The organism is Sphingomonas sp. Root720, from assembly GCF_001428605.1.
GTDB lineage: Bacteria > Pseudomonadota > Alphaproteobacteria > Sphingomonadales > Sphingomonadaceae > Rhizorhabdus.
The window spans coordinates 619,864-638,134 of sequence record NZ_LMID01000013.1 but is presented as its reverse complement, the minus strand read 5'-3'; the positions used below and the strand labels follow the sequence as shown (position 1 = coordinate 638,134).

The 18,271-nt window shown below is 66.3% G+C and carries 13 protein-coding genes; 11 read left to right on the top strand and 2 right to left on the bottom strand.

Annotated features, from left to right (window positions below; translation table 11 throughout):
• Positions 1 to 354 precede the first annotated feature (354 nt).
• The 5 genes from ASE22_RS20420 (at position 355) to ASE22_RS20400 (ending at position 6,321) form a co-directional block, all read left to right on the top strand.
• A complete protein-coding gene (locus ASE22_RS20420) occupies positions 355 to 1,056 on the top strand; it encodes a response regulator (RefSeq protein WP_056363917.1) in 702 nt (233 codons plus the stop codon).
• 145 nt (positions 1,057 to 1,201) lie between these two features.
• Positions 1,202 to 1,678 (top strand): Lrp/AsnC family transcriptional regulator, encoded by a 477-nt coding sequence (locus ASE22_RS20415; protein ID WP_056363915.1) that lies wholly within the window; start codon positions 1,202 to 1,204, stop codon positions 1,676 to 1,678.
• 87 nt (positions 1,679 to 1,765) lie between these two features.
• Positions 1,766 to 5,389 carry a hydantoinase B/oxoprolinase family protein gene (locus tag ASE22_RS20410; RefSeq protein WP_056363913.1) on the top strand — a complete coding sequence of 1,208 codons (3,624 nt, stop codon included), beginning with the start codon at positions 1,766 to 1,768 and terminating at the stop codon, positions 5,387 to 5,389.
• 139 nt (positions 5,390 to 5,528) lie between these two features.
• Complete coding sequence (locus tag ASE22_RS20405; protein WP_056363911.1) at positions 5,529 to 5,849, top strand: hypothetical protein; 321 nt, start codon at positions 5,529 to 5,531, stop codon at positions 5,847 to 5,849.
• A 49-nt stretch (positions 5,850 to 5,898) separates the two neighbouring features.
• Complete coding sequence (locus ASE22_RS20400) at positions 5,899 to 6,321, top strand: GNAT family N-acetyltransferase (protein WP_056363909.1); 423 nt, start codon at positions 5,899 to 5,901, stop codon at positions 6,319 to 6,321.
• Positions 6,322 to 6,369: 48 nt separating this feature from the next.
• Here the strand turns inward: ASE22_RS20400 and ASE22_RS20395 are convergent, their stop codons facing one another.
• Positions 6,370 to 7,293 carry a helix-turn-helix domain-containing protein gene (locus tag ASE22_RS20395; RefSeq protein WP_056363907.1) on the bottom strand — a complete coding sequence of 308 codons (924 nt, stop codon included), beginning with the start codon at positions 7,291 to 7,293 and terminating at the stop codon, positions 6,370 to 6,372.
• A 282-nt stretch (positions 7,294 to 7,575) separates the two neighbouring features.
• Here ASE22_RS20395 and ASE22_RS20390 point away from each other — a divergent pair, with 282 nt between their 5' ends.
• The 3 genes from ASE22_RS20390 to ASE22_RS20380 all read left to right on the top strand — a co-directional run bounded on the left by ASE22_RS20390 (position 7,576) and on the right by ASE22_RS20380 (position 13,447).
• The gene (locus tag ASE22_RS20390; RefSeq protein WP_056363904.1) at positions 7,576 to 9,822 is read left to right on the top strand and encodes a TonB-dependent receptor; all 2,247 of its coding nucleotides are present in this window, start codon (positions 7,576 to 7,578) and stop codon (positions 9,820 to 9,822) included.
• Positions 9,823 to 9,877: 55 nt separating this feature from the next.
• Entirely contained in the window at positions 9,878 to 10,999 is a 1,122-nt protein-coding gene (locus ASE22_RS20385) for a class II histone deacetylase (RefSeq protein WP_056363902.1), read from the top strand.
• A gap of 255 nt (positions 11,000 to 11,254) precedes the next feature.
• Positions 11,255 to 13,447: a TonB-dependent receptor gene (locus ASE22_RS20380; protein WP_235538181.1), complete on the top strand. Its 2,193-nt coding sequence runs from the start codon at positions 11,255 to 11,257 to the stop codon at positions 13,445 to 13,447.
• Positions 13,448 to 13,560: 113 nt separating this feature from the next.
• On the opposite strand, the gene ASE22_RS20375 is transcribed toward ASE22_RS20380, so the two are convergent.
• Positions 13,561 to 14,376, bottom strand: a complete 816-nt coding sequence (locus tag ASE22_RS20375) for an SDR family NAD(P)-dependent oxidoreductase (protein WP_056363899.1) — start codon at positions 14,374 to 14,376, stop codon at positions 13,561 to 13,563.
• 155 nt (positions 14,377 to 14,531) lie between these two features.
• Between ASE22_RS20375 and ASE22_RS20370 the strand changes: the two genes are divergently transcribed.
• The 3 genes from ASE22_RS20370 to ASE22_RS20360 are packed head-to-tail and all read left to right on the top strand — an operon-like array spanning position 14,532 to position 18,269.
• The gene (locus ASE22_RS20370; RefSeq protein ID WP_056364197.1) at positions 14,532 to 15,668 is read left to right on the top strand and encodes an MFS transporter; all 1,137 of its coding nucleotides are present in this window, start codon (positions 14,532 to 14,534) and stop codon (positions 15,666 to 15,668) included.
• Positions 15,665 to 16,996, top strand: a complete 1,332-nt coding sequence (locus tag ASE22_RS20365) for an amino acid permease (RefSeq protein ID WP_056363897.1) — start codon at positions 15,665 to 15,667, stop codon at positions 16,994 to 16,996. Before ASE22_RS20370 ends, ASE22_RS20365 begins: the two co-directional genes overlap by 4 nt.
• On the top strand, positions 16,986 to 18,269 hold the full coding sequence (locus ASE22_RS20360; protein ID WP_056363895.1) for an aspartate aminotransferase family protein: 1,284 nt from the start codon (positions 16,986 to 16,988) through the stop codon (positions 18,267 to 18,269). Before ASE22_RS20365 ends, ASE22_RS20360 begins: the two co-directional genes overlap by 11 nt.
• Positions 18,270 to 18,271 lie beyond the last annotated feature (2 nt).

Here is an 18,271-nt window from a genome sequence, read left to right as displayed (position 1 = left end):
TGTCCACCATTTGGCCGGCGGCGTGCCCGGCACCGTCCGTGCCTCCCGGATTCTACCTAGGATCACCGGCCAGCCAAAAGCGTTTATATATGGGCGGGGCTGGAGACCGGATGGCTGTCTATCATCTTCGTCAACGGGACGGGACGAATGTCGATCGCGTCATTCTTGCGAGGGATGATAGCGAGGCATTGACGATGACCTCGTCGTTTCGGATCGATCAGGACAGCGAGCTGCGCTGTGGGGAGCGCTGTGTCGCGTTGTTCGCGGTCGGTCGCGAGCCGCTGATGGTGAACGTCCAGTCTCGCGGCCCCTGAAGCCTCGGGGGTCCATGGCAAATGCTGGTCCGGGGCCGATATGTCTGTCGTCACGCGTTTCAAGCCGCCTTCGGCGGAGAGAGTCAGGGGCGGAAACCCCATCCTGGTCGTCGATGACGAGCCGGCCTTTGGCGGGATCGTGCGGGCGCTGATCGCGGGAACGGGCTATGCGGTCGACGCCGCCCCCGATGCGCCGGCCGCGTTCCACGCGGTCCGCTTGCGGGAATATTCGCTGATCCTGATGGATATCGAGATGGCCGGCATCACCGGGCTGCGGGGTGCGGCCCGAATCCGGCAGACCGCCGACTGGACAAGGCGGGTGCCGATCATCGCCTTCACCTCGCATCGCCCGCCGAGGGGAGAGCGCTTCTTCCTCGAGCGCGACTTCGATGGCTGGCTGCCCAAGCCGTTCACGGTGACCGACCTGTTCGGGGTGTTGAAACGCTGGTTGTCGGTGGAGGGCGCCGACGCGGCGCTGGCCGCGGAACCGGGCCTTGGGCAGATCATGGGCCGGGAGCAGCTCGATGCGATGATCGCCCGGCTCCGCCACGGCTTCGCCCAGGCGATCGCGGCGATCGACGCCGGCGCGGATCCCGCGCCCTACGGACATCGGCTGGGCGGGCTGAGCGGAACCCTGGGTTTGACCGTGCTCAGCACGGCCTGGCTCGCGTTGGAAGAGCATTCCAAGGTTTGGGACACGGTCCGTGGGCTGACGCTGGAATGGTTGGACAAGGCGGATTGACGCCGTCAGCGGCCGCAGCTCGACAACGGATAGGTCCGCGATAGGGCGCGGCATCGACAACATATCGGTCGAAGATGCATTTCTATTGTGAGAAATAGGAAGATGCTGCACGCTGGCGCCTTCATTTTCCTCAGCAGGACGTTCAATGTCGGAAAAGCTGGACCTGTTCGATCGCCGCATATTGGCGGTGCTGCAAAGGGACGGCAGCATCGGCCCCGCCGAGATGAGCGAGATCGTCCACCTCTCGCCATCGCAATGCTCGCGGCGGATGCAGCGGCTGCGCCAGGACGGCCTGATCCGCAAGACGGTCGCGCTCGTCGACCGCGAGAGCATCAACCTGGGCATCGTGGCGCTGGTGCTGGTGCGGCTGGTGGCGCATAGCTCGCATAACGAGCAGGCCTTCCGCGACTGGATCGAACGCACGCCGGAGGTGCTGTCCTGCCATTATGTCGCGGGGGACCTCGACTTCATCCTGCACGTCGCGACGAAGGATCTGGCATCCTACGAGAATTTCATCACCAATGCGCTGGTGAAGGCCGCGAACGTCGCCTCGTGCCGCTCGAACATCATCCTGAAGACGCTGAAGGAAACGACCGAACTGCCGTTGTCCTTCATCGCCTGAGCGGACGGTTCGGCATCATCCTCTTGATAATTGGCGCGAGCCGGACCAGCGGACCGGTCATCTCGATAGGCGGTTTGGATCAGGGCGATGCGTGACGAAGCGTTGAAGGCCGGGTGGCATTTCTGGATCGATCGCGGCGGCACCTTCACCGACATCGTCGCGTTGACGCCCGAGCGGCGGATCGCCACGCGCAAGCTGCTGTCGTCGCATCCCGAACGCTATGCCGATGCTGCGATCCAGGGCATCCGCGATTTCCTAGGCCTGGCCGCCGGCGATGCGATCCCGGCAGAGCGGATCTCGAGCGTGAAGATGGGCACCACGGTCGCCACCAACGCGCTGCTCGAACGCCAGGGCGAGCCGGTCGCGCTCGTCACCACCCTCGGCTTTCGAGACATGCTGCGGATCGGCTACCAGAACCGCCCCCGGCTGTTCGATCGGCATATCGTCCTGCCCGACCGGCTCGAGCGGTGCGTGATCGAAGCGCGCGAGCGGGTCGATGCCGAGGGCAGGATCCTGCTTCCGCTCGACACCGATCATGTCGCGGCCGAGCTGCGCGACGCCTTCGCGGCGGGCTGCACGGCGGTCGCGATCGTGCTGATGCACGGTTATCGCTTTCCCGACCATGAGGACCGCATCGCCGAGATCGCGCGCGGCATCGGCTTCACCCAGGTCTCGGTGAGCAACCGGGTGAGCCCGCTGATGAAGATCGTCAGCCGTGGCGATACCACCCTGGTCGACGCCTATCTGTCGCCGGTCCTGGGCCGCTACGTGCGACAGGTGGCGGAGGCGCTGGGCGACGGCGTGCCGCTGGCCTTCATGCAGTCCAATGGCGGTCTGATCGGATCGGACCGCTTCCGGGGCCGCGACGCGATCCTGTCGGGACCGGCCGGCGGCATCGTCGGCATGGTCCGGACCGCCGAGGCCGCGGGCTTCGGCAAGGTGATCGGCTTCGACATGGGCGGCACGTCGACCGACGTCTCGCATTATGCCGGAACCTTCGAGCGCACGCTGGAGACGGTCGTCGCGGGCGTGCGGCTGCGCGTGCCGATGATGAGCATCGACACGATCGCGGCGGGCGGCGGATCGATCTGCCGCTTCGACGGGACCCGGCTTCGGGTCGGGCCCGAATCCGCCGGGGCCGATCCGGGGCCAGCCTGCTACCGGCGCGGCGGTCCGCTGACGATCACCGACTGCAACGTCCTGCTCGGCAAGCTGCAGCCCGACTGCTTCCCGAAGCTGTTCGGCGCGGGCGGCAACGAGCCGATCGACGCCGCCGTCGTCCGCCGCAGGTTCGAGGCGCTGGCCGAGGAGGTCGCCGCCGCGGGCCTGCCGCCGACCACGCCCGAAGCTCTGGCCGAAGGTTTCCTCGCGATCGCGGTCGACAGCATGGCCAATGCGATCAAGAAGATATCGGTCGCGCGCGGGCATGACGTCGCCGACTATGTCCTCGCCTGTTTCGGTGGCGCGGCGGGCCAGCATGCCTGCCTCGTCGCCGACGCGCTGGGGATGAGCCATGTCATGATCCATCCGCTGGCGGGCGTACTGTCGGCCTATGGCATCGGCCTGGCCGACCAGCGCATCGTGCGCCACCGGGCGATGGAAGTGCCGCTCGCCGCCGCCGCGCTCGCCGCCGCTGCCCTGGCAATGGACGCGCTGGAAGGCGAATGCCGCGCGCGGATGGGCGGCGACGGTTTCGATCGGGACGGTGCGCTGTTCCGCCGCAGCCTCCTGATCCGCTACCAGGGGACCGATACCGGCATCGAGATCGACGAGGCCGACGAGGCGACGCTTCGCCAACGGTTCGAGCGCCGGTACCGCCAGCGCTTCACCTTCTCGATGCCCGACGTGCCGCTGCTGATCGAATCGGTCGCGGTCGAGCTGATCGTGCCGTCGACGAAAGCCGGCGGCGCCTTCTCCGACCTGGAGGCGCCATCGGATGACGGGCGTCGCGAAGCCAGGCTGTTCGCCGCTGGCGGCGAGCATGCCGCGCCGGTGCTGGCGCGCCGCAACCTTCGTCCCGGCGACGCGCTCGCGGGTCCGGCGATCATCCACGACAGCACCGCCACGGTGGTGGTGGAGCCGGGCTGGTCCGCGCGCGTCGCCGATGGCGGGGACCTGATCCTCAGCCGCACCGCGCCGCGCGAGCAGCAGGCGGGGGCCGGCGGCGCGGTGCTCGATCCCGTCCGGCTGGAGATCTTCAACAACCTGTTCATGGCGATCGCCGAGCAGATGGGGCAGGCGCTCCAGAACAGCGCGCAGTCGGTCAATATCAAGGAACGGCTCGATTTCTCCTGCGCGCTGTTCGACGGCCATGGCGCGCTCGTCGCCAACGCGCCGCATATGCCGGTGCATCTCGGCTCGATGGGCGACAGCGTGCGCGCGGTGCGCGATGCCGCGCAAGCCTCGCCGCGCGGCCTGCGCCCCGGCGACGCCTATCTGATCAACAATCCCTATAATGGCGGCACGCACCTGCCCGACCTGACCGTCGTCATGCCGGTGTTCGACGAGGAGGGCGGCTGCGCCTTCTATGTCGCCGCGCGTGGCCACCATGCCGATATCGGCGGGCGCACGCCGGGCTCGATGCCTCCCGACAGCCGCACGCTCGACGAGGAGGGCGTCCTGTTCGATGCCTTTCCGCTGGTAGAGGAGGGCATATTGCGCGAGGCCGCGTTCCGCGCCAAGCTCGCCTCGGGCCGCTGGCCGGCGCGCGATCCAGATCGCAACGTCGGCGACATCCGCGCCCAGATCGCCGCGTGCGCGCGGGGCGTGGACGAGATCGGCAAGATGGTCGCGCAATATGGCCGGGACACCGTCACCGCCTATATGCGCCATGTGCAGGACAATGCGGCCGAAGCGGTGCGGCGCGTCCTCGACCGGATCGGCGACGGTGCCTTCACCTACGAACTGGACGACGGTTCGCATGTTTCGGTGGCGATCCGGGTCGACCGGACAGCGCGCCGTGCGGTCATCGACTTCACCGGGACCAGCGTGCAGCAGCCGAGCAATTTCAACGCGCCGCCGTCGATCTGCCGCGCGGCGGTGCTCTATGTGATGCGGACCCTGGTCGACGAGGACATACCGATGAACGACGGTTGTCTCGAGCCGATCGACATCGTCATTCCTGAAGGCTCCATGCTCCGTCCGGCCTATCCGGCGGCCCTCGTCGCTGGCAATGTCGAGACCAGCCAGGTCATCACCGACGCGCTTTATGGCGCCACGGGGACGATGGCCGCCGCCCAGGGGACGATGAACAATTTCACCTTCGGCGACGACCGCTATCAATATTATGAGACGATCGGCGGCGGTAGCGGCGCCGGGCCGGGTTTCGCGGGAACCTCGGCGGTGCAGACGCACATGACCAACAGCCGCCTGACCGATCCCGAGGTGCTGGAATGGCGCTTCCCGGTGCTGCTGGAGGCGTTCGAGGTCCGCCACGGGTCGGGCGGGGCAGGGCGCCACCGGGGCGGGGACGGCATCCACCGGCGCATCCGTTTCCTCCGGCCGATGACCGCAACGATCCTGTCCAACCGCCGCCGAGTGCCGCCGTTCGGCCTCGAAGGCGGGGAGCCGGGGCAGCCGGGCCGCAACAGCGTGCGACGCGCGGACGGTTCGGTGGAGGAGGTCGGTTCCCGCCAGAGCGTGGAAATGCGCGAAGGCGACGCGTTCGTCATCGACACGCCGGGCGGCGGCGGGTTCGGGCGGACGGGCTAGGTTCCGGCGGAGATGTCGGCTTGCATTTCGCGCCGACCTCCCTCGACTTCGCCGGGAGGGGTGCGGGAAGACGGGAGATTTCTCGACCGCAGAGCCGCGATCGGGTCGCTTACGTGGAGAAACATGCTAGGCGCACCGCATGCAGAACAGTTCACGACTTTCCGGTAGCGTCGTCGTCGACGGGCTAGAATATGAGTGGGAGCTCCGACGGGAACCGCAATGGTCGGACTTCGACGGCTGGCGCGGCATGACCATCGCGCTCCAGCAGAAGGATACGCAACGCGGCGCGGTGATCGAATTCCCGCCGCCGAAACGCCTGTTAAAGGGACTGCAGCGCGGACGGCTGCAGGTCAGCGACGCGATCGTGTCTCGCGGTATTCGCGCGGCGTTGCAGGCGGGCTGGGAACCGGAATCGCGCGGCAAGCCGATGGTGTTCGAAGTCGATGCAGACGGCAATTAGGAGCCGAGGCGGCGTTGACGCAAGCTGATGCACCCGATCTAAACGGAGAATGACGCGCGATCCCTCTGCTGCGTTAGACTCTGCCCCGACATGGCGAGGGGCCTTCGAGAATGCCGAGGTCAACGCGCTCCATGCGACGTGCTTCGATCATCGGCTGTTCGATGACGACTGGTGGTCTCAGGTCAACCAATTCAGCCTCGGCTGGGTCTGCCTTCGTCGAGCGGGAGCCTTGATCGGGTTCGTCAATGTCGCGTGGGACGGCGGATTGCACGCCTTCATTCTCGACACGATGGTCTTGCCGGCCTTTCAGCGGCAAGGCTTGGCCAAGGCTCTCGTCGCGGAAGCGGTCGATCGCGCGAAGCGGACAGGCTGCGAATGGCTGCATGTCGATTTCGAACCACGGCTCAGATCATTCTATTTCGACGCATGCGGTTTTGCGCCGACCGAGGCCGGTCTTATCCCGTTGAAATGAAAGGCAGAGGCCTCGGCGGCGCGCCTCAGCGCAGGGCTCGCGAAGAAATTACCGCGCCAGCGAACCCGGCAGCACGCCGAAGCGGCGCTTGAACAAACGGGTGAAGTGGCTGCTGTCGTTGAAGCCGGCGGCGAAGGCGACCTGCCCGACCGAGCGAAAGCGGGGATCGCCGCCGACCAGCCATGCGCGCGCCTCGTCCAGCCGGACGTCGGCGAGCCATTGGCGCGGCGTCGTGCCGACCTCGCCGAACAGCCGGTAAAGGCTGCGACGCGACAGGCCGAAGCGGTGGGCCAGCGTCTCGATGCTCATGTCCGGATCGGCGGCATGGTCGACCACCCAGGACCGCATCTTGCGGATCTCGGCCTCGGCGCGCGACCGGCGGTGCGTGTCGGCGTCCGGCCGGTTCTCGATCAGCCGGTCGAGCAACGACATCGTCACCGACAGGGTCAGCATGGAATCGCATGCGTCCATCTCGTCGTCTGCGTCGGCATCGACGATGCTGGCGAGCATGGCCGACAGCATGTTGCCGATGCCCCTGCGGCCCTGAAGCCTGTGGCCGAACAGCCGGTCGCTGTTGGGGCGCAGCTGCGAGACGGTCGAGCGCGGCATGGCGAGGACGACCGATCGGTTCCGGCCGAACGCGTCGATCGTGGACGGCGCGCGCGAATCCATCAGCACCATGTCGCCGGCCGTCAGCACATTCTGCCGGTCATAATGGTCGACGTGGATGTCGCCCTCGAGCGGCATCAGGATGAAGGCGCACTCCTCCCATCGGTCGCGCAGGGCGGGGCGCCTGCTGCGAACGGCATTGGCGTGGATCAGGAAACCGTCGAACGGCCCCCGCGCGACCGGGGTCAGCGTCCCCGCCGAGCGGGCGGCGGACGATGTCGGTTCGGTATCATAGGCACCATAGGCCGCGCGCAGCGAGCTGGCGAACTGGCTCGCATCCGACGGGGTTTGCAATGACACCATGCTCGCTCCCTTTCCATGACGGGCAAAGGCACCAGCGTTGTGCGGCCATGATGGAGAGATTCGTGGAAGTTTCAAGTAACTTTGCGGCCTAGTCCTTCGGTCGCGCCGGGTGGCACGCGCAGGCGATCAAATGGCACGCGCAGGCGGGACGCGCTTCGGTCCCGAATGGTACAAATCCGCGATCATCTTTGGGACCTCGGCCGCAGAGCATGGGGACCTTGCGATCCGGAGGAGCGCGCCGGCAGGCCGGCGCCTCGTTGCGAACAACAAAAGGGGCATTCGATGAAAAAGCTTTACCTGGCCGTACTTTGCACCGGCGTGGCTACCTGGGCTTCGGTAGCGGCGGCCCAGTCCGAACCGCTCGACGGCGAGATCGTCGTCACCGCGCAGAAGCGCGTGCAATCGGTGCAGGACGTCGGCATCGCGCTGACCGCGATCGGCGGCGACGAGCTGCGCCGCAACCAGATGACCGACGTAAACCAGTTGGCCAACCAGATCTCGAACGTCGTCGCGACGACCAGCTCGAACCTGCCTGCCTTCACCGTGCGCGGCATCGGCCTGAACGAGTTCGCGTCGAACTTCGATTCGCCCGTCGCGGTCCACATCGACGAAGTCTACAAGTCGAAGCCCTACATGCTGTCGATGCCGTTCTACGACATCCAGCGCGTCGAGGCGCTGAAGGGGCCGCAGGGGACGCTGTTCGGCCGCAACACCACGGGCGGCTCGGTCAACTATTACACCCAGGAACCGCAGTTCGATTCGAGCGGCGGCTTCAACGCCCAGATCGACAATTATGGCCGGGTGCGCAGCGACGGGTTCCTCAACCAGCAGCTCAGCGACACTGTCGCCGCCCGCGCGTCCTATTATGTCTCGCAGGGCTGGGGCGGCCCCTACAAGAACCTGCTGACCGGCAAGGACCATGGCAAGCCGAACCAGATCGCCGGCCGGCTGCAGTTCAAGTGGAAGGGCGAGACCACTACCGCGCGGCTGATGGTCTACGGCTTCCAGGACAAGAGCCAGCTGACGCCTTACAAGAGTCCGGGCCTGTTCAACGCTGACGGCAGCTACTGCGCCGCCGTGTTTACCGGTGCGATCCAGAAGGATCGCGACGCCTGCCTGAAGTTCGGTCCGTTCGTTCCCAATGGCGATCCGCGCGGCCTGCGCGAAACCCAGAGCATCCGCGACGTGAACGCCGATGCGCCGTGGAAAGCCGACAATTCCGCGTTCGGCGGCTATCTGCGCCTCGAGCAGGAAGCGGGCGCCTTCCAGCTGACCTCGATCACCGCCTATGACCAGTTCGTCCGCGATCAGGTCGACGACGGCGACAACACCCCCTATATCGCGGTCAACCAGCTGCTCTACAGCCGCATCAAGCAGTTCTCGCAGGAACTGCGCGCCACGGCGAAGTTCGACCGGCTCAACGTCCTGATCGGCGGCTTCTTCGAGCATGACTCGATCGACGAGGCGAACAGCGCCAACACGATCGAGAACCCGCTGCCCGGCCTGCCGCCCTTCGCGCCGCGTCTTGCCGCCGACTTCAAGCAGAAGGTCCGTTCGCTCGCGGTCTTCACCAACAACGAATATGCTCTGACCGACCAGCTCTCGGTGATCCTGGGGCTGCGCTACACCAACGATCGCACCAAGATCGATGGCGCGGCCTATCTGGGCGCCGACGATCCTTCGGGGCGCCGTCACCTCGTCACCCCCGCGATCCCGGTCGATGCGCTGGTGGCGAGCCGCACCGATGGCACCACCTCCTTCCGCGGCGGCCTCAACTGGAAGGCGTCGCGCGATCAGCTATTCTATGCCTCGATCTCGCGCGGCTTCCGCAGCGGCGGCTACAGCGTGCCGTTCGGCGGGGTGATCACGACCTTCAGCCCGGAACGGCTGACCGCCTATGAGATCGGTTCGAAGTCGCGGCTGCTCGATCGCACGCTCGACCTGAATCTCGCGGCCTTCTTCTACGACTATAAGGACATCCAGACCAACGTCGACGATCCGCTGTCGCCGCTGGTGCCGATCACCCGCAACATCGGGGGCTCGCGCACCTACGGGGCCGAGGCGGACCTGAGCTGGCGGCCCGATCCGAGCTGGATGGTGCGCGTGGGCGGCAGCTATCTCGACGCCAAGTTCCGCAACACCACCGCGGTCATCACCACCTATGCGGGTCCGGTGCCGCTCGACGGCAAGCGTCCGGTCAACACGCCGAAATGGACGGCGCAGGGCATGATCCAGAAGAGCCTTCCGCTCAACGACGATCTCGACCTGATCGGCAGCACCGACTTCAAATATACCGCCAAGCGCTACCTTGAGGCGACCAACCAGGTCTTCGACAAGGCTCCCGCCTATTGGGTGCAGAATGCGCGCCTCGCGATCGCCAGCAAGTCGGGCGGCTGGGAGATCGCGGCCTGGGGCAAGAACATCTTCGACAAGGAGTATCTGACCTACATCAACAACATCAGCTTCTTCCGCATCGAAATCTACGGCGAGCCGGTTTCCTACGGCCTCTCGGCCTCGATCAAGTTCTGACACCACGGGGCCGGACGGCGCGATCGCGGTCCGGCCCAGACATGGCGGTAATCACATGACCACCGGTTTCTACACCGACGAACGTACCTTCTGGCACTCGGTCGGGATGCAGGCGCTGTTCCTGCCCGTGGGCGGCTGGGTGCAGCCCCCGTCGGGCGCCGCCGGCGCGGACACGCCCGATTCCAAGCGCCGGCTGCTCTCGCTGGTCCAGGCGAGCGGCCTGATCGACCATCTCGCGGTCGCGAGCGCCGAGCCGGTCACGCGCGAGGACATGCTGCGGGTCCATACGGTCGACTATATCGATCGCTTCAAGGCGACCAGCGATGCCGGCGGCGGAGACCTCGGCGGCTTCGCGCCATTCAGCCGGGGCGGCTATGAGATCGCGGCGCTGTCGGCGGGCCTCGCCAAGGCGGCGGTCGACGACGTCGTGTCGGGCAGGCACGCCAACGCCTATGCGCTTTGCCGCCCGGCGGGCCATCATTGCCTGCCCGGCGGATCGATGGGCTTCTGCCTGCTGTGCAACATCCCGATCGCGATCGAGGCGGCGCGCGCCAGGCACGGCGCGCTGCGCGTCGCGGTGGTCGACTGGGACGTGCACCACGGCAACGGCACCCAGGCGGTCTATTACGACCGCGACGACACCCTCACCATCTCGCTCCACCAGGAAAATTGCTTCCCGCCGGGCTATGGCGGCGAAGATGATCGCGGCGAGGGCAAGGGGGCGGGGCACAATCTCAACATTCCGCTGCCGCCGGGCGGCGGAGACGATGCCTATCGCTATGCGCTCAGCTCGCTGGTCGTTCCGGCAATCGAGGCGTTCGGCCCCGACCTGATCATCGTCGCGAGCGGGCTCGACGCCGGGGCGGCCGATCCGCTCGCCCGGATGCTGGCGCACAGCGAGACCTTCCGGGCGATGACCGGCGAACTGATGGCGCTCGCCGACCGTCTGTGCGGCGGCAAGATCGTCGTCGTGCACGAGGGGGGCTATTCGGAAGCGGTGGTGCCGTTCCTCGGCCTCGCGATCCTCGAGACGCTCGCCGGCCACCGCACCGACGTGGTCGATCCAACGCTCGATATCTTCGTACCCCAACAGCCTGGAGCGAAGTCGCTCGCCTTCCATCGGCAGGTGATCGACGAGATAGTCGGGGACTGGTCGGCGTCGCGGCGGGGCGCCTGATGCGGGGCTGAAGGCTCGCGCCCTCTTCCCGGTATCAAGCTCTTGGAACTCAAAGATAATCGAGTTAAGCGCGGAAAATGTATAGACATTAATGGGTGTGGCCGAAAGGTCGCAGGCCGATACGAACTGCGGTTTTTGTTGAACATTCAATTGACTTGTCCAGCGCCACTGCAAACAAGACCAGACATAGTTCGACATAAGTCTGGGAGAAAATGGATGGTGCAACCGCAGCTTCGCAATCTGTCGCATGCGAGCATGAAAGCCCTTGCCGCCGCGACGATGCTGGTCGGCGCGCACGGCGCGGCGATGGCACAGGACAGCGGCGCGGTGACCGGGGCCGAGGCGCCGTCCTATGGCGACATCGTCGTCACCGCGCAGAAGCGCGAGCAGAACATCCAGAAGGTCGGCGTCGCGATCAGCGCCCTCGGCAAGCAGGGCCTCGCCGATCTCGGCCGGCAGGACATCTCCGCGTTGGCGACCAAGCTGCCGAGCGTCCAGGTGCTCGCCTACAGCCCGACCCTGACCATCTTCAACATCCGCGGCGTGTCGCAGAACGACTTCGCCGATTCGCAGGAGGCGCCGATCGCCTTCTATAATGACGAGGTCTACATCAGCGCACTCGGCGCGATCAGCGGGCAGTTGTTCGACCTCGAGCGCGTCGAGATGCTGCGCGGCCCGCAGGGCACGTTGTTCGGCCGCAACGCCACCGGCGGCCTGATCCAAGTAGTGTCGGCCAAGCCCACCCGCGACCTGTCCGGCTTCCTGACCGTCACCGGCGGCAGCTATGGCCAGATCGCCACCGAAGGCGCGATCAGCGGCCCGCTCAGCGACACGCTGCGGGCACGCCTGTCGTTCACCACGAATAACCATCGCGGCTATATCGACAACAGCGCCGGCAAGGACGTTGGCAATTCCCGCTTCTACGGCGGCCGTTTCCAGCTGGCCGGCGACGTCGGCGAAGGCGGCGAGTTCACCCTGAAACTGCAGGGCCTGCGCAACGACGACGAGCGCACCGGCGGCCTCTATGCGCACCGCAGCGCGATCGCCAATGCCGACGGCCTCGGCGAATATGTCGGTCCGAACGACAATCCGTTCGGCACCTGCGCCGGCTGCGACATGTTCGGCTATGTCCAGCCCGGCAGCGATCCGTTCAAGGTCGCCTTCAACGGCCCGAACAATTTCAGCCGCAGCTACTGGAGCGCGTCGCTGCGCTACGTGCAGGATCTCGGCGGCGTCACGCTGACCTCGATCACCGACTATCAATATCTGAAGAAGCGCTACGGCGAGGATGCGGACATGTCGCCCGCCAGTGTCTTCGCCTATTCGACGCGCCAGAACCTCGACCAATATTCGCAGGAGCTGCGCCTCTCGAACAGCACCGACAAGCTCAACTGGGTCGTCGGCGGCTATGCGATCAAGATCGTCAGCAAGAACGGCTACGATACCGATCTGACCGGTAGCCTGGGCCTCAGCGAAATCTATGGCGGCAAGCTGGAGACGACCTCCTTCGCCGGTTTCGGCCAGCTCGAATATAATCTGACCGACCAGGTCAGTCTGATCGCCGGCGGGCGCTATTCGGCCGATCGCAAGACCTACGACTTCACCCATGCCGAAAATGGCGTGACCGACTTCACCTTCGACAAGGCCAGCGTCGGCAAGCTCGCGCGGCAGAGCTTCAAGGACTGGTCAGGCAAGCTCGGCGTCAATTTCAAGCCCGACGAGGACACGCTGATCTATGCCAGCGTCAATCGCGGCATCAAGGGCGGCGGCTTCGGCACTCCGGCGTTCAATCCGGGCGACCTGACGACGATCCCGTTCAAGGAGGAAGTGCTGACCGACTATGAGGGCGGCGTGAAGCTGACCCTGCTCGATCGCACGACCCATCTGAACCTGTCGGCCTTCTATTACGACTATAAGGACTATCAGGCGTTCGAGCTGGTCGACCTGGCGCTCGCGATCCGCAACAAGGACGCGATCATCAAGGGGCTCGAGGCCGAGTTCAACACCCGCCCGGTCGACGGTCTCTATCTCCAGACCTTCGCCACCTACCTCGACAGCAAGGTGAAGGGCGTGATCCTGCCGGGCGGCCGGGTCGCGAACACCCGCATGCCGCAGGCGCCCAAGTGGAGCATCGGCTGGCTGGTCCGCTACGAGCTCGATGCGGGCGAGGGTCGGCTCGCGCTCCAGACCGACTGGAAATATGACAGCGCCCAATATCTCTCGACCTTCAACGCGCCGGTCGATCGCCAGCCGGGCCGCGTCGTCGGCAACGCCCGCGTCACCTATGGCTTCAGCGGCGGCAAGTGGGAGGTCGCGGGCTTCGTCAACAACCTGACCGACAAGAAGTACCGGCTCTACAATCTCGACCTGTCGGGCCCGTTCGGCTTCACCCAGCAGGCTTATGCCCGGCCGCGCTGGTTCGGGGCGAGCGTCACCCGCACGCTGTAAACGGCCAAAGCAAACCCCCGGCCGCGTCGGACGCGACCGGGGGTTCCGTCTTAATTACGCCAGCGCAGGCGGGGCCTTCGCATAAGCGGTCGCGTCCGAAATTTCGGACGCCGTCAGTGCGGCGAGCCGCCGCCTTCCATGATCTTGTCGAAGAAAGTCATGCCGACATTGGCGACAAGCGAGCCGCCGTCGACCGCCAGCACCGCGCCGTTGACGAAGGAGGCTGCCGGCGACAGCAGCCAGGCGATCGCTTCGGCCGCCTCGTCCGAAGTGCCGGCGCGGCGGGCGGGGACGAACTCGCTGACCTTTGCATAGGCGCCTTCGAGATCGTCGGCGATCTGCATCGTCTCCATCTCCTCGTCGCCCATCTCGGTGCGGATCCAGCCGGGCGCCACGACATTGGCGCGCAGGCCATGGCGGGCATATTCGTAGGACAGCGCCTGGGTCATCAGCTGGAGGCCCGCCTTCGATGCCGAATAGGCGGCGAGGCCAGGACCGGTCTGGATGCCGCCGACCGACGTGATCGACACCACGGCGCCCTTGCGTTCGAGCAGATGGGGCAGGGCCGCCTGGGTCAGCACGAATGGGCCGGTCAGGTTGATCGCGAGCTGCTGGTTCCAGTCGTCGAGGCTCATATCGCCGAGCAGCGCATTGACGAGGATGCCCGCGTTGAGGACGAGGCCGTCGAGCCTTCCGAAATGCGCGACGACATCGGCGACCAGCGCGCGGGCGGCCTCCGGATCGCTGACGTCGGCAACGAAGGGCACCGCGCCGCATTCGGCCGCGACCTTGTCGAGCGGATCCTTGCGACGGCCGCATATCGCCACCCGCCAGTCGCGCGCCAGCCGCCGTGCCGCCGCCGCGCCGATCCCGCTGCCGCCGCCCGTGACGATGACGACCGGCTTTTCCCCATTCTGATCCTGACCCATTTCACCACCTGTCCATCGGTTGAAATCGAAACCCGTTCCATTTTCATGGACGCGTTTCATGATTGAACACATAATATGGTGGGATCCTAGATAAAATATTGGACTGCAGTCCAGATAGAAAATAGACATTGGGTCGAATCGATGTGGGGATGGAAATGAAGTGGGCTTTTGTCGGTCCGCTGATCGGCGGCACTTTCCTGGCGATGTACCCGATGATGACGACGCCGATCCTGATCGGCGGTTCGGTCGATAGCGCGCATCTATCCGCCGAACAGGCTGGGTGGATCGGCACGCTGTCGATCGGGGCGGTCGCGGCGGCGTCGATGCTGCTGCCGTCGCTGCTGCGTCGCTTCCCCGGACGCCTGCCGTTGTTCCTGTTCGCGGCGATGCTGGTCGCCGGCTATCTCGGCTTCGCCACGTCGGTCAGTTTCGCCGCCTTCGGCCTGTTCGCGCTGCTTGGCGGAACGGGATCGGGCGGCCTGCTCGCGGGCATGGCGATGCGGATCGCCAAGGCGCCCAGCCCGGACCAGGTCTATGGCGTGATCTATGCCGTCGCGACCGGCATCTACGCGGTGCTGCTGTCGCTGCTACCGATCGTCGGTGGCCGCTACGGCGCGTCGGCGATGTTCGTCGTGCTGGCGCTGGTCGCGCTGGCGACGATGCCGGCGCTGGCGCTGCTGGGCGACGACGTGGCGGAGGCCGAGCATCATGCCGCGGGCGCACCGAAGCCCTGGGCGATGATCGCCGTCGTCGTCCTGGTGATGACCGTGGCCTTCCCGCTCTATGGCGGCGTCTACGCCTTTTCGGAGCGGCGCGCGGTGGCGATCGGGCTCGAGCCCGCGGCGATCGGCGCGGTCCTGGGGGCGACGACGCTGATGACGGTGATCGGCGCGCTGCTGGTCGCGTGGGTCGGCACGCGGCCCGGCCGCACCGTCCCGACCCTGGTGACGATGGCCGTGGCTACGCTGGCCTACGGCCTGGTCCTCGGCGCGGCGGGCACAGCGCCGTTCATCGCCGGAATGCTCGCCTTCGGACTGATGCAGATGGCGCTCAACTCCTATTTCTTCGGCCTCGCATCGGTGCTCGACCGCGAGGGGCGGGCGGCGGCGGCGCTGCAGGGCTATTCTCTCGTGCCCTATGCGCTGGGCGCTGCGCTGTTCGGCACGCTCGGCAATGACGGCAATCTCGCGCGGCTGGCACTGCCCTCGGTCGCGATCAACATCGTCGCGGCGCTGATCCTGGTGCCGATGCTGATCCGGCTCGATCGCGCCGCACGGCGGGAGCCGGCATGACCCTCGCCCGCTCCACCATCGACTGGCGGCATGTCGCCGGCCTCGGCGTCGCCCTGGTGGTCGCCGGCCAGTTCTCCGGCTGGAATTACGGGCTCGCCTCGGCGGGCTGGGCGAACATGATCGTCGCCACCCTGCTGATGGCGTCGCTCTCGCTGGGCCTGGCGCTATGCCTGTCGGAATTGTGTGCCGCCCGCCCGCATGCGGGCGGGCTCTACATCTATTGCGAGGACGCCTTCGGCCCCTTCGTCGGCTATATCGTCGGCTGTGCCGTGGTGGTGGCGCTGATCGCCGGCTGTGGTGCCGCGACCGAGTTCATCTCGGCCTATGCCACCCATGTCTTCGGTTCCGGCGGCTGGCCGCTCAAGATCGCCATCTATGTCGTCATCCTGCTGCTGCACCTGCGCGGCGTGGGAGAGGCGATGTGGCTGATGGTGGGCGCGGGCCTGTTGGCCCTGGCCGCGATCCTGCTGTTCGGCGTGACGATGGTCCCGCATTTCGATCCGGCCAACCTGACGCTTGCGGGGGAGCGGTTGCACGTCGATCCGACCGGCATCTTCGCCTGCATACCCTTCGCAATCTGGTTGTTCATCGCGGTCGAGCAGACTGCGGCGGCGGCGGAAGAGGTCGCCGAGCCGTCACGCAACATGCCGAAGGGGATCATCGCCGCGGTGTTGATCCTGCTCATCTCGGCGATGGTCGTCCTCGTCCTGGGCGTGGGCGGTGGCGGCATCGGGCATATCGGTGGCGCGGACGATCCGCTCTATGCGGCGATGGCCAGCCCCGAGGTCGGCGGCACCGCCGGCTGGGCGACGGCCTTCGTCGGGATGGGGGGCATCGTCGGCCTGCTCGGTACGTTGTTCTCGCTGGTCTATTCGACCTCGCGGCAGATCTTCGCGCTGGCCCGCGACGGACGGATGCCCGCGATACTGGGGCGCACCAACAAGCGCGGCGCGCCCGATCTGGCGCTGCTGCTGGTGGTCGCCGTCGCCGTCGCCGTGTCGGCGATCTCGCCCGACAAGGTGTTGCTGGTCGTGGTGCTGCTGCTCAGCGCTTCCTATGTCGTGCTGCTCGCCGCTTTCATCCGGCTACGCATCAACCAGCCCGATCTGCCGAGGCCTTTTCGCGCGTGGGGCGGGATCGGCACCGCGATGCTGTGCATGATCCTTTCGGCCGTCCTGTTCGCCGCCTGCTTCCAGGTCGACGCGACCGTGCTGATCGGGCTCGGCCTGCTCTTCGCGGCGATCGCCCTCAGCTATCTGCGCCTGCCCCGCGGCGGCGCGCCTTCCTCCCCCCTCCTTCCCGAAGAAAGGTCCGCCGATGCTTCCTGATGACGAACTGCTGGAACGGCGCCGGCATGTGCTCGGGCGCAACGCCCCCCTCTTCTACGAACGGCCGGTGCACCTGGTGAAGGGCAAGGGCGTCTGGGTGACCGACGCCGAGGGGCGCGACTATCTGGACGTCTACAACAACGTCCCCTGCGTCGGGCATTGCAACCCGCATGTCGTCGAGGCGATCGCCACCCAGGCGGCCATCCTCAACATTCACACCCGCTACCTGCACGAGACGGTCGTGCGCTATGCCGAACGGCTGACGGCGACGTTCGCCCCTTCGCTCAATGCCGCGATCTTCACCTGCTCGGGCACCGAGTCCAACGAGCTGGCGCTCCGCATGGCGCGCTTCCGCACGGGCGGCGAAGGCATCATCGTCAGCGACTTCACCTATCATGGCAATTCGCGCGCCGTCGCGGCGCTGACGACCTGTTTCCCGGTGGGCGAGCCTTTCCCAGACTTCGCCCGCGCGGTCCCGGTGCCTGATCCCTATCGCGACCGGCAGGGGATGAGCGACGAGGAACTGGGCGACGTCTTCGCCGCCAAGGTCGCCGAGGCGGTCGCCTCTCTCCAGGCTGCCGGCATCAAGGTCGCCGCGTTGCTGATGGACACGCTGTTCGCCAATGAAGGCCTGCCCGAACTGGTGCCGGGCTATGCCGCCAAGGCGGTCGAGATCGTCCGGAAGGCCGGCGGAATGTTCATCTGCGACGAGGTGCAGGCCGGCTTCGGACGCACCGCCGATGCGATGTGGGGCCACCAGATCAATGGGGTCGTTCCCGACATCGTCACCCTGGGCAAGCCGATGGGCAATGGCCACCCGCTCGGCGGCGTGGTCGCTTCGTCGGATCTGATCGACGCGTTCGGCGCGATTTCCAACTATTTCAATACGTTCGGAGGCAACCCGGTTTCGATGGCGGCGGGCATGGCGGTGCTGGACGTACTCGAGGGCGAGAACCTGCTCGAAAAGGCACAGGCGACCGGCGCCTATGTGCGCGCCGGGCTGGAGCGTCTGAAGGAGAAGCATGCGATCATCGGCAATGTCCGCGGTCGCGGTCTGTTCTTCGGAATGGAGCTGGTCCATGGCGACGCCGACCGCTCGCCGGCCACGGTCGAGAGCAAGAGGCTGATCAACCTGATGCGCGACCGCGGCGTGTTGATCAGCCGGATCGGCCGCCACGACAACATATTGAAGATGCGGCCGCCGATGGTGTTCGCGAAGGAGCATGCCGACATCCTTCTGTCGACGCTCGACGATGCGCTGCAGGCGCTGTGAGG

What these genes read in the sequence shown, in the direction of transcription:
- ASE22_RS20420 (WP_056363917.1), top strand. Translation starts at nt 355, where the DNA reads ATGTCTGTCGTCACGCGTTTCAAGCCGCCTTCGGCGGAGAGAGTCAGG.
- ASE22_RS20415 (WP_056363915.1), top strand. Translation starts at nt 1,202, where the DNA reads ATGTCGGAAAAGCTGGACCTGTTCGATCGCCGCATATTGGCGGTGCTG.
- ASE22_RS20410 (WP_056363913.1), top strand. Translation starts at nt 1,766, where the DNA reads ATGCGTGACGAAGCGTTGAAGGCCGGGTGGCATTTCTGGATCGATCGC.
- ASE22_RS20405 (WP_056363911.1), top strand. Translation starts at nt 5,529, where the DNA reads ATGCAGAACAGTTCACGACTTTCCGGTAGCGTCGTCGTCGACGGGCTA.
- ASE22_RS20400 (WP_056363909.1), top strand. Translation starts at nt 5,899, where the DNA reads ATGACGCGCGATCCCTCTGCTGCGTTAGACTCTGCCCCGACATGGCGA.
- ASE22_RS20395 (WP_056363907.1), bottom strand. Translation starts at nt 7,293, where the DNA reads ATGGTGTCATTGCAAACCCCGTCGGATGCGAGCCAGTTCGCCAGCTCG.
- ASE22_RS20390 (WP_056363904.1), top strand. Translation starts at nt 7,576, where the DNA reads ATGAAAAAGCTTTACCTGGCCGTACTTTGCACCGGCGTGGCTACCTGG.
- ASE22_RS20385 (WP_056363902.1), top strand. Translation starts at nt 9,878, where the DNA reads ATGACCACCGGTTTCTACACCGACGAACGTACCTTCTGGCACTCGGTC.
- ASE22_RS20380 (WP_235538181.1), top strand. Translation starts at nt 11,255, where the DNA reads ATGAAAGCCCTTGCCGCCGCGACGATGCTGGTCGGCGCGCACGGCGCG.
- ASE22_RS20375 (WP_056363899.1), bottom strand. Translation starts at nt 14,376, where the DNA reads ATGGGTCAGGATCAGAATGGGGAAAAGCCGGTCGTCATCGTCACGGGC.
- ASE22_RS20370 (WP_056364197.1), top strand. Translation starts at nt 14,532, where the DNA reads ATGAAGTGGGCTTTTGTCGGTCCGCTGATCGGCGGCACTTTCCTGGCG.
- ASE22_RS20365 (WP_056363897.1), top strand. Translation starts at nt 15,665, where the DNA reads ATGACCCTCGCCCGCTCCACCATCGACTGGCGGCATGTCGCCGGCCTC.
- ASE22_RS20360 (WP_056363895.1), top strand. Translation starts at nt 16,986, where the DNA reads ATGCTTCCTGATGACGAACTGCTGGAACGGCGCCGGCATGTGCTCGGG.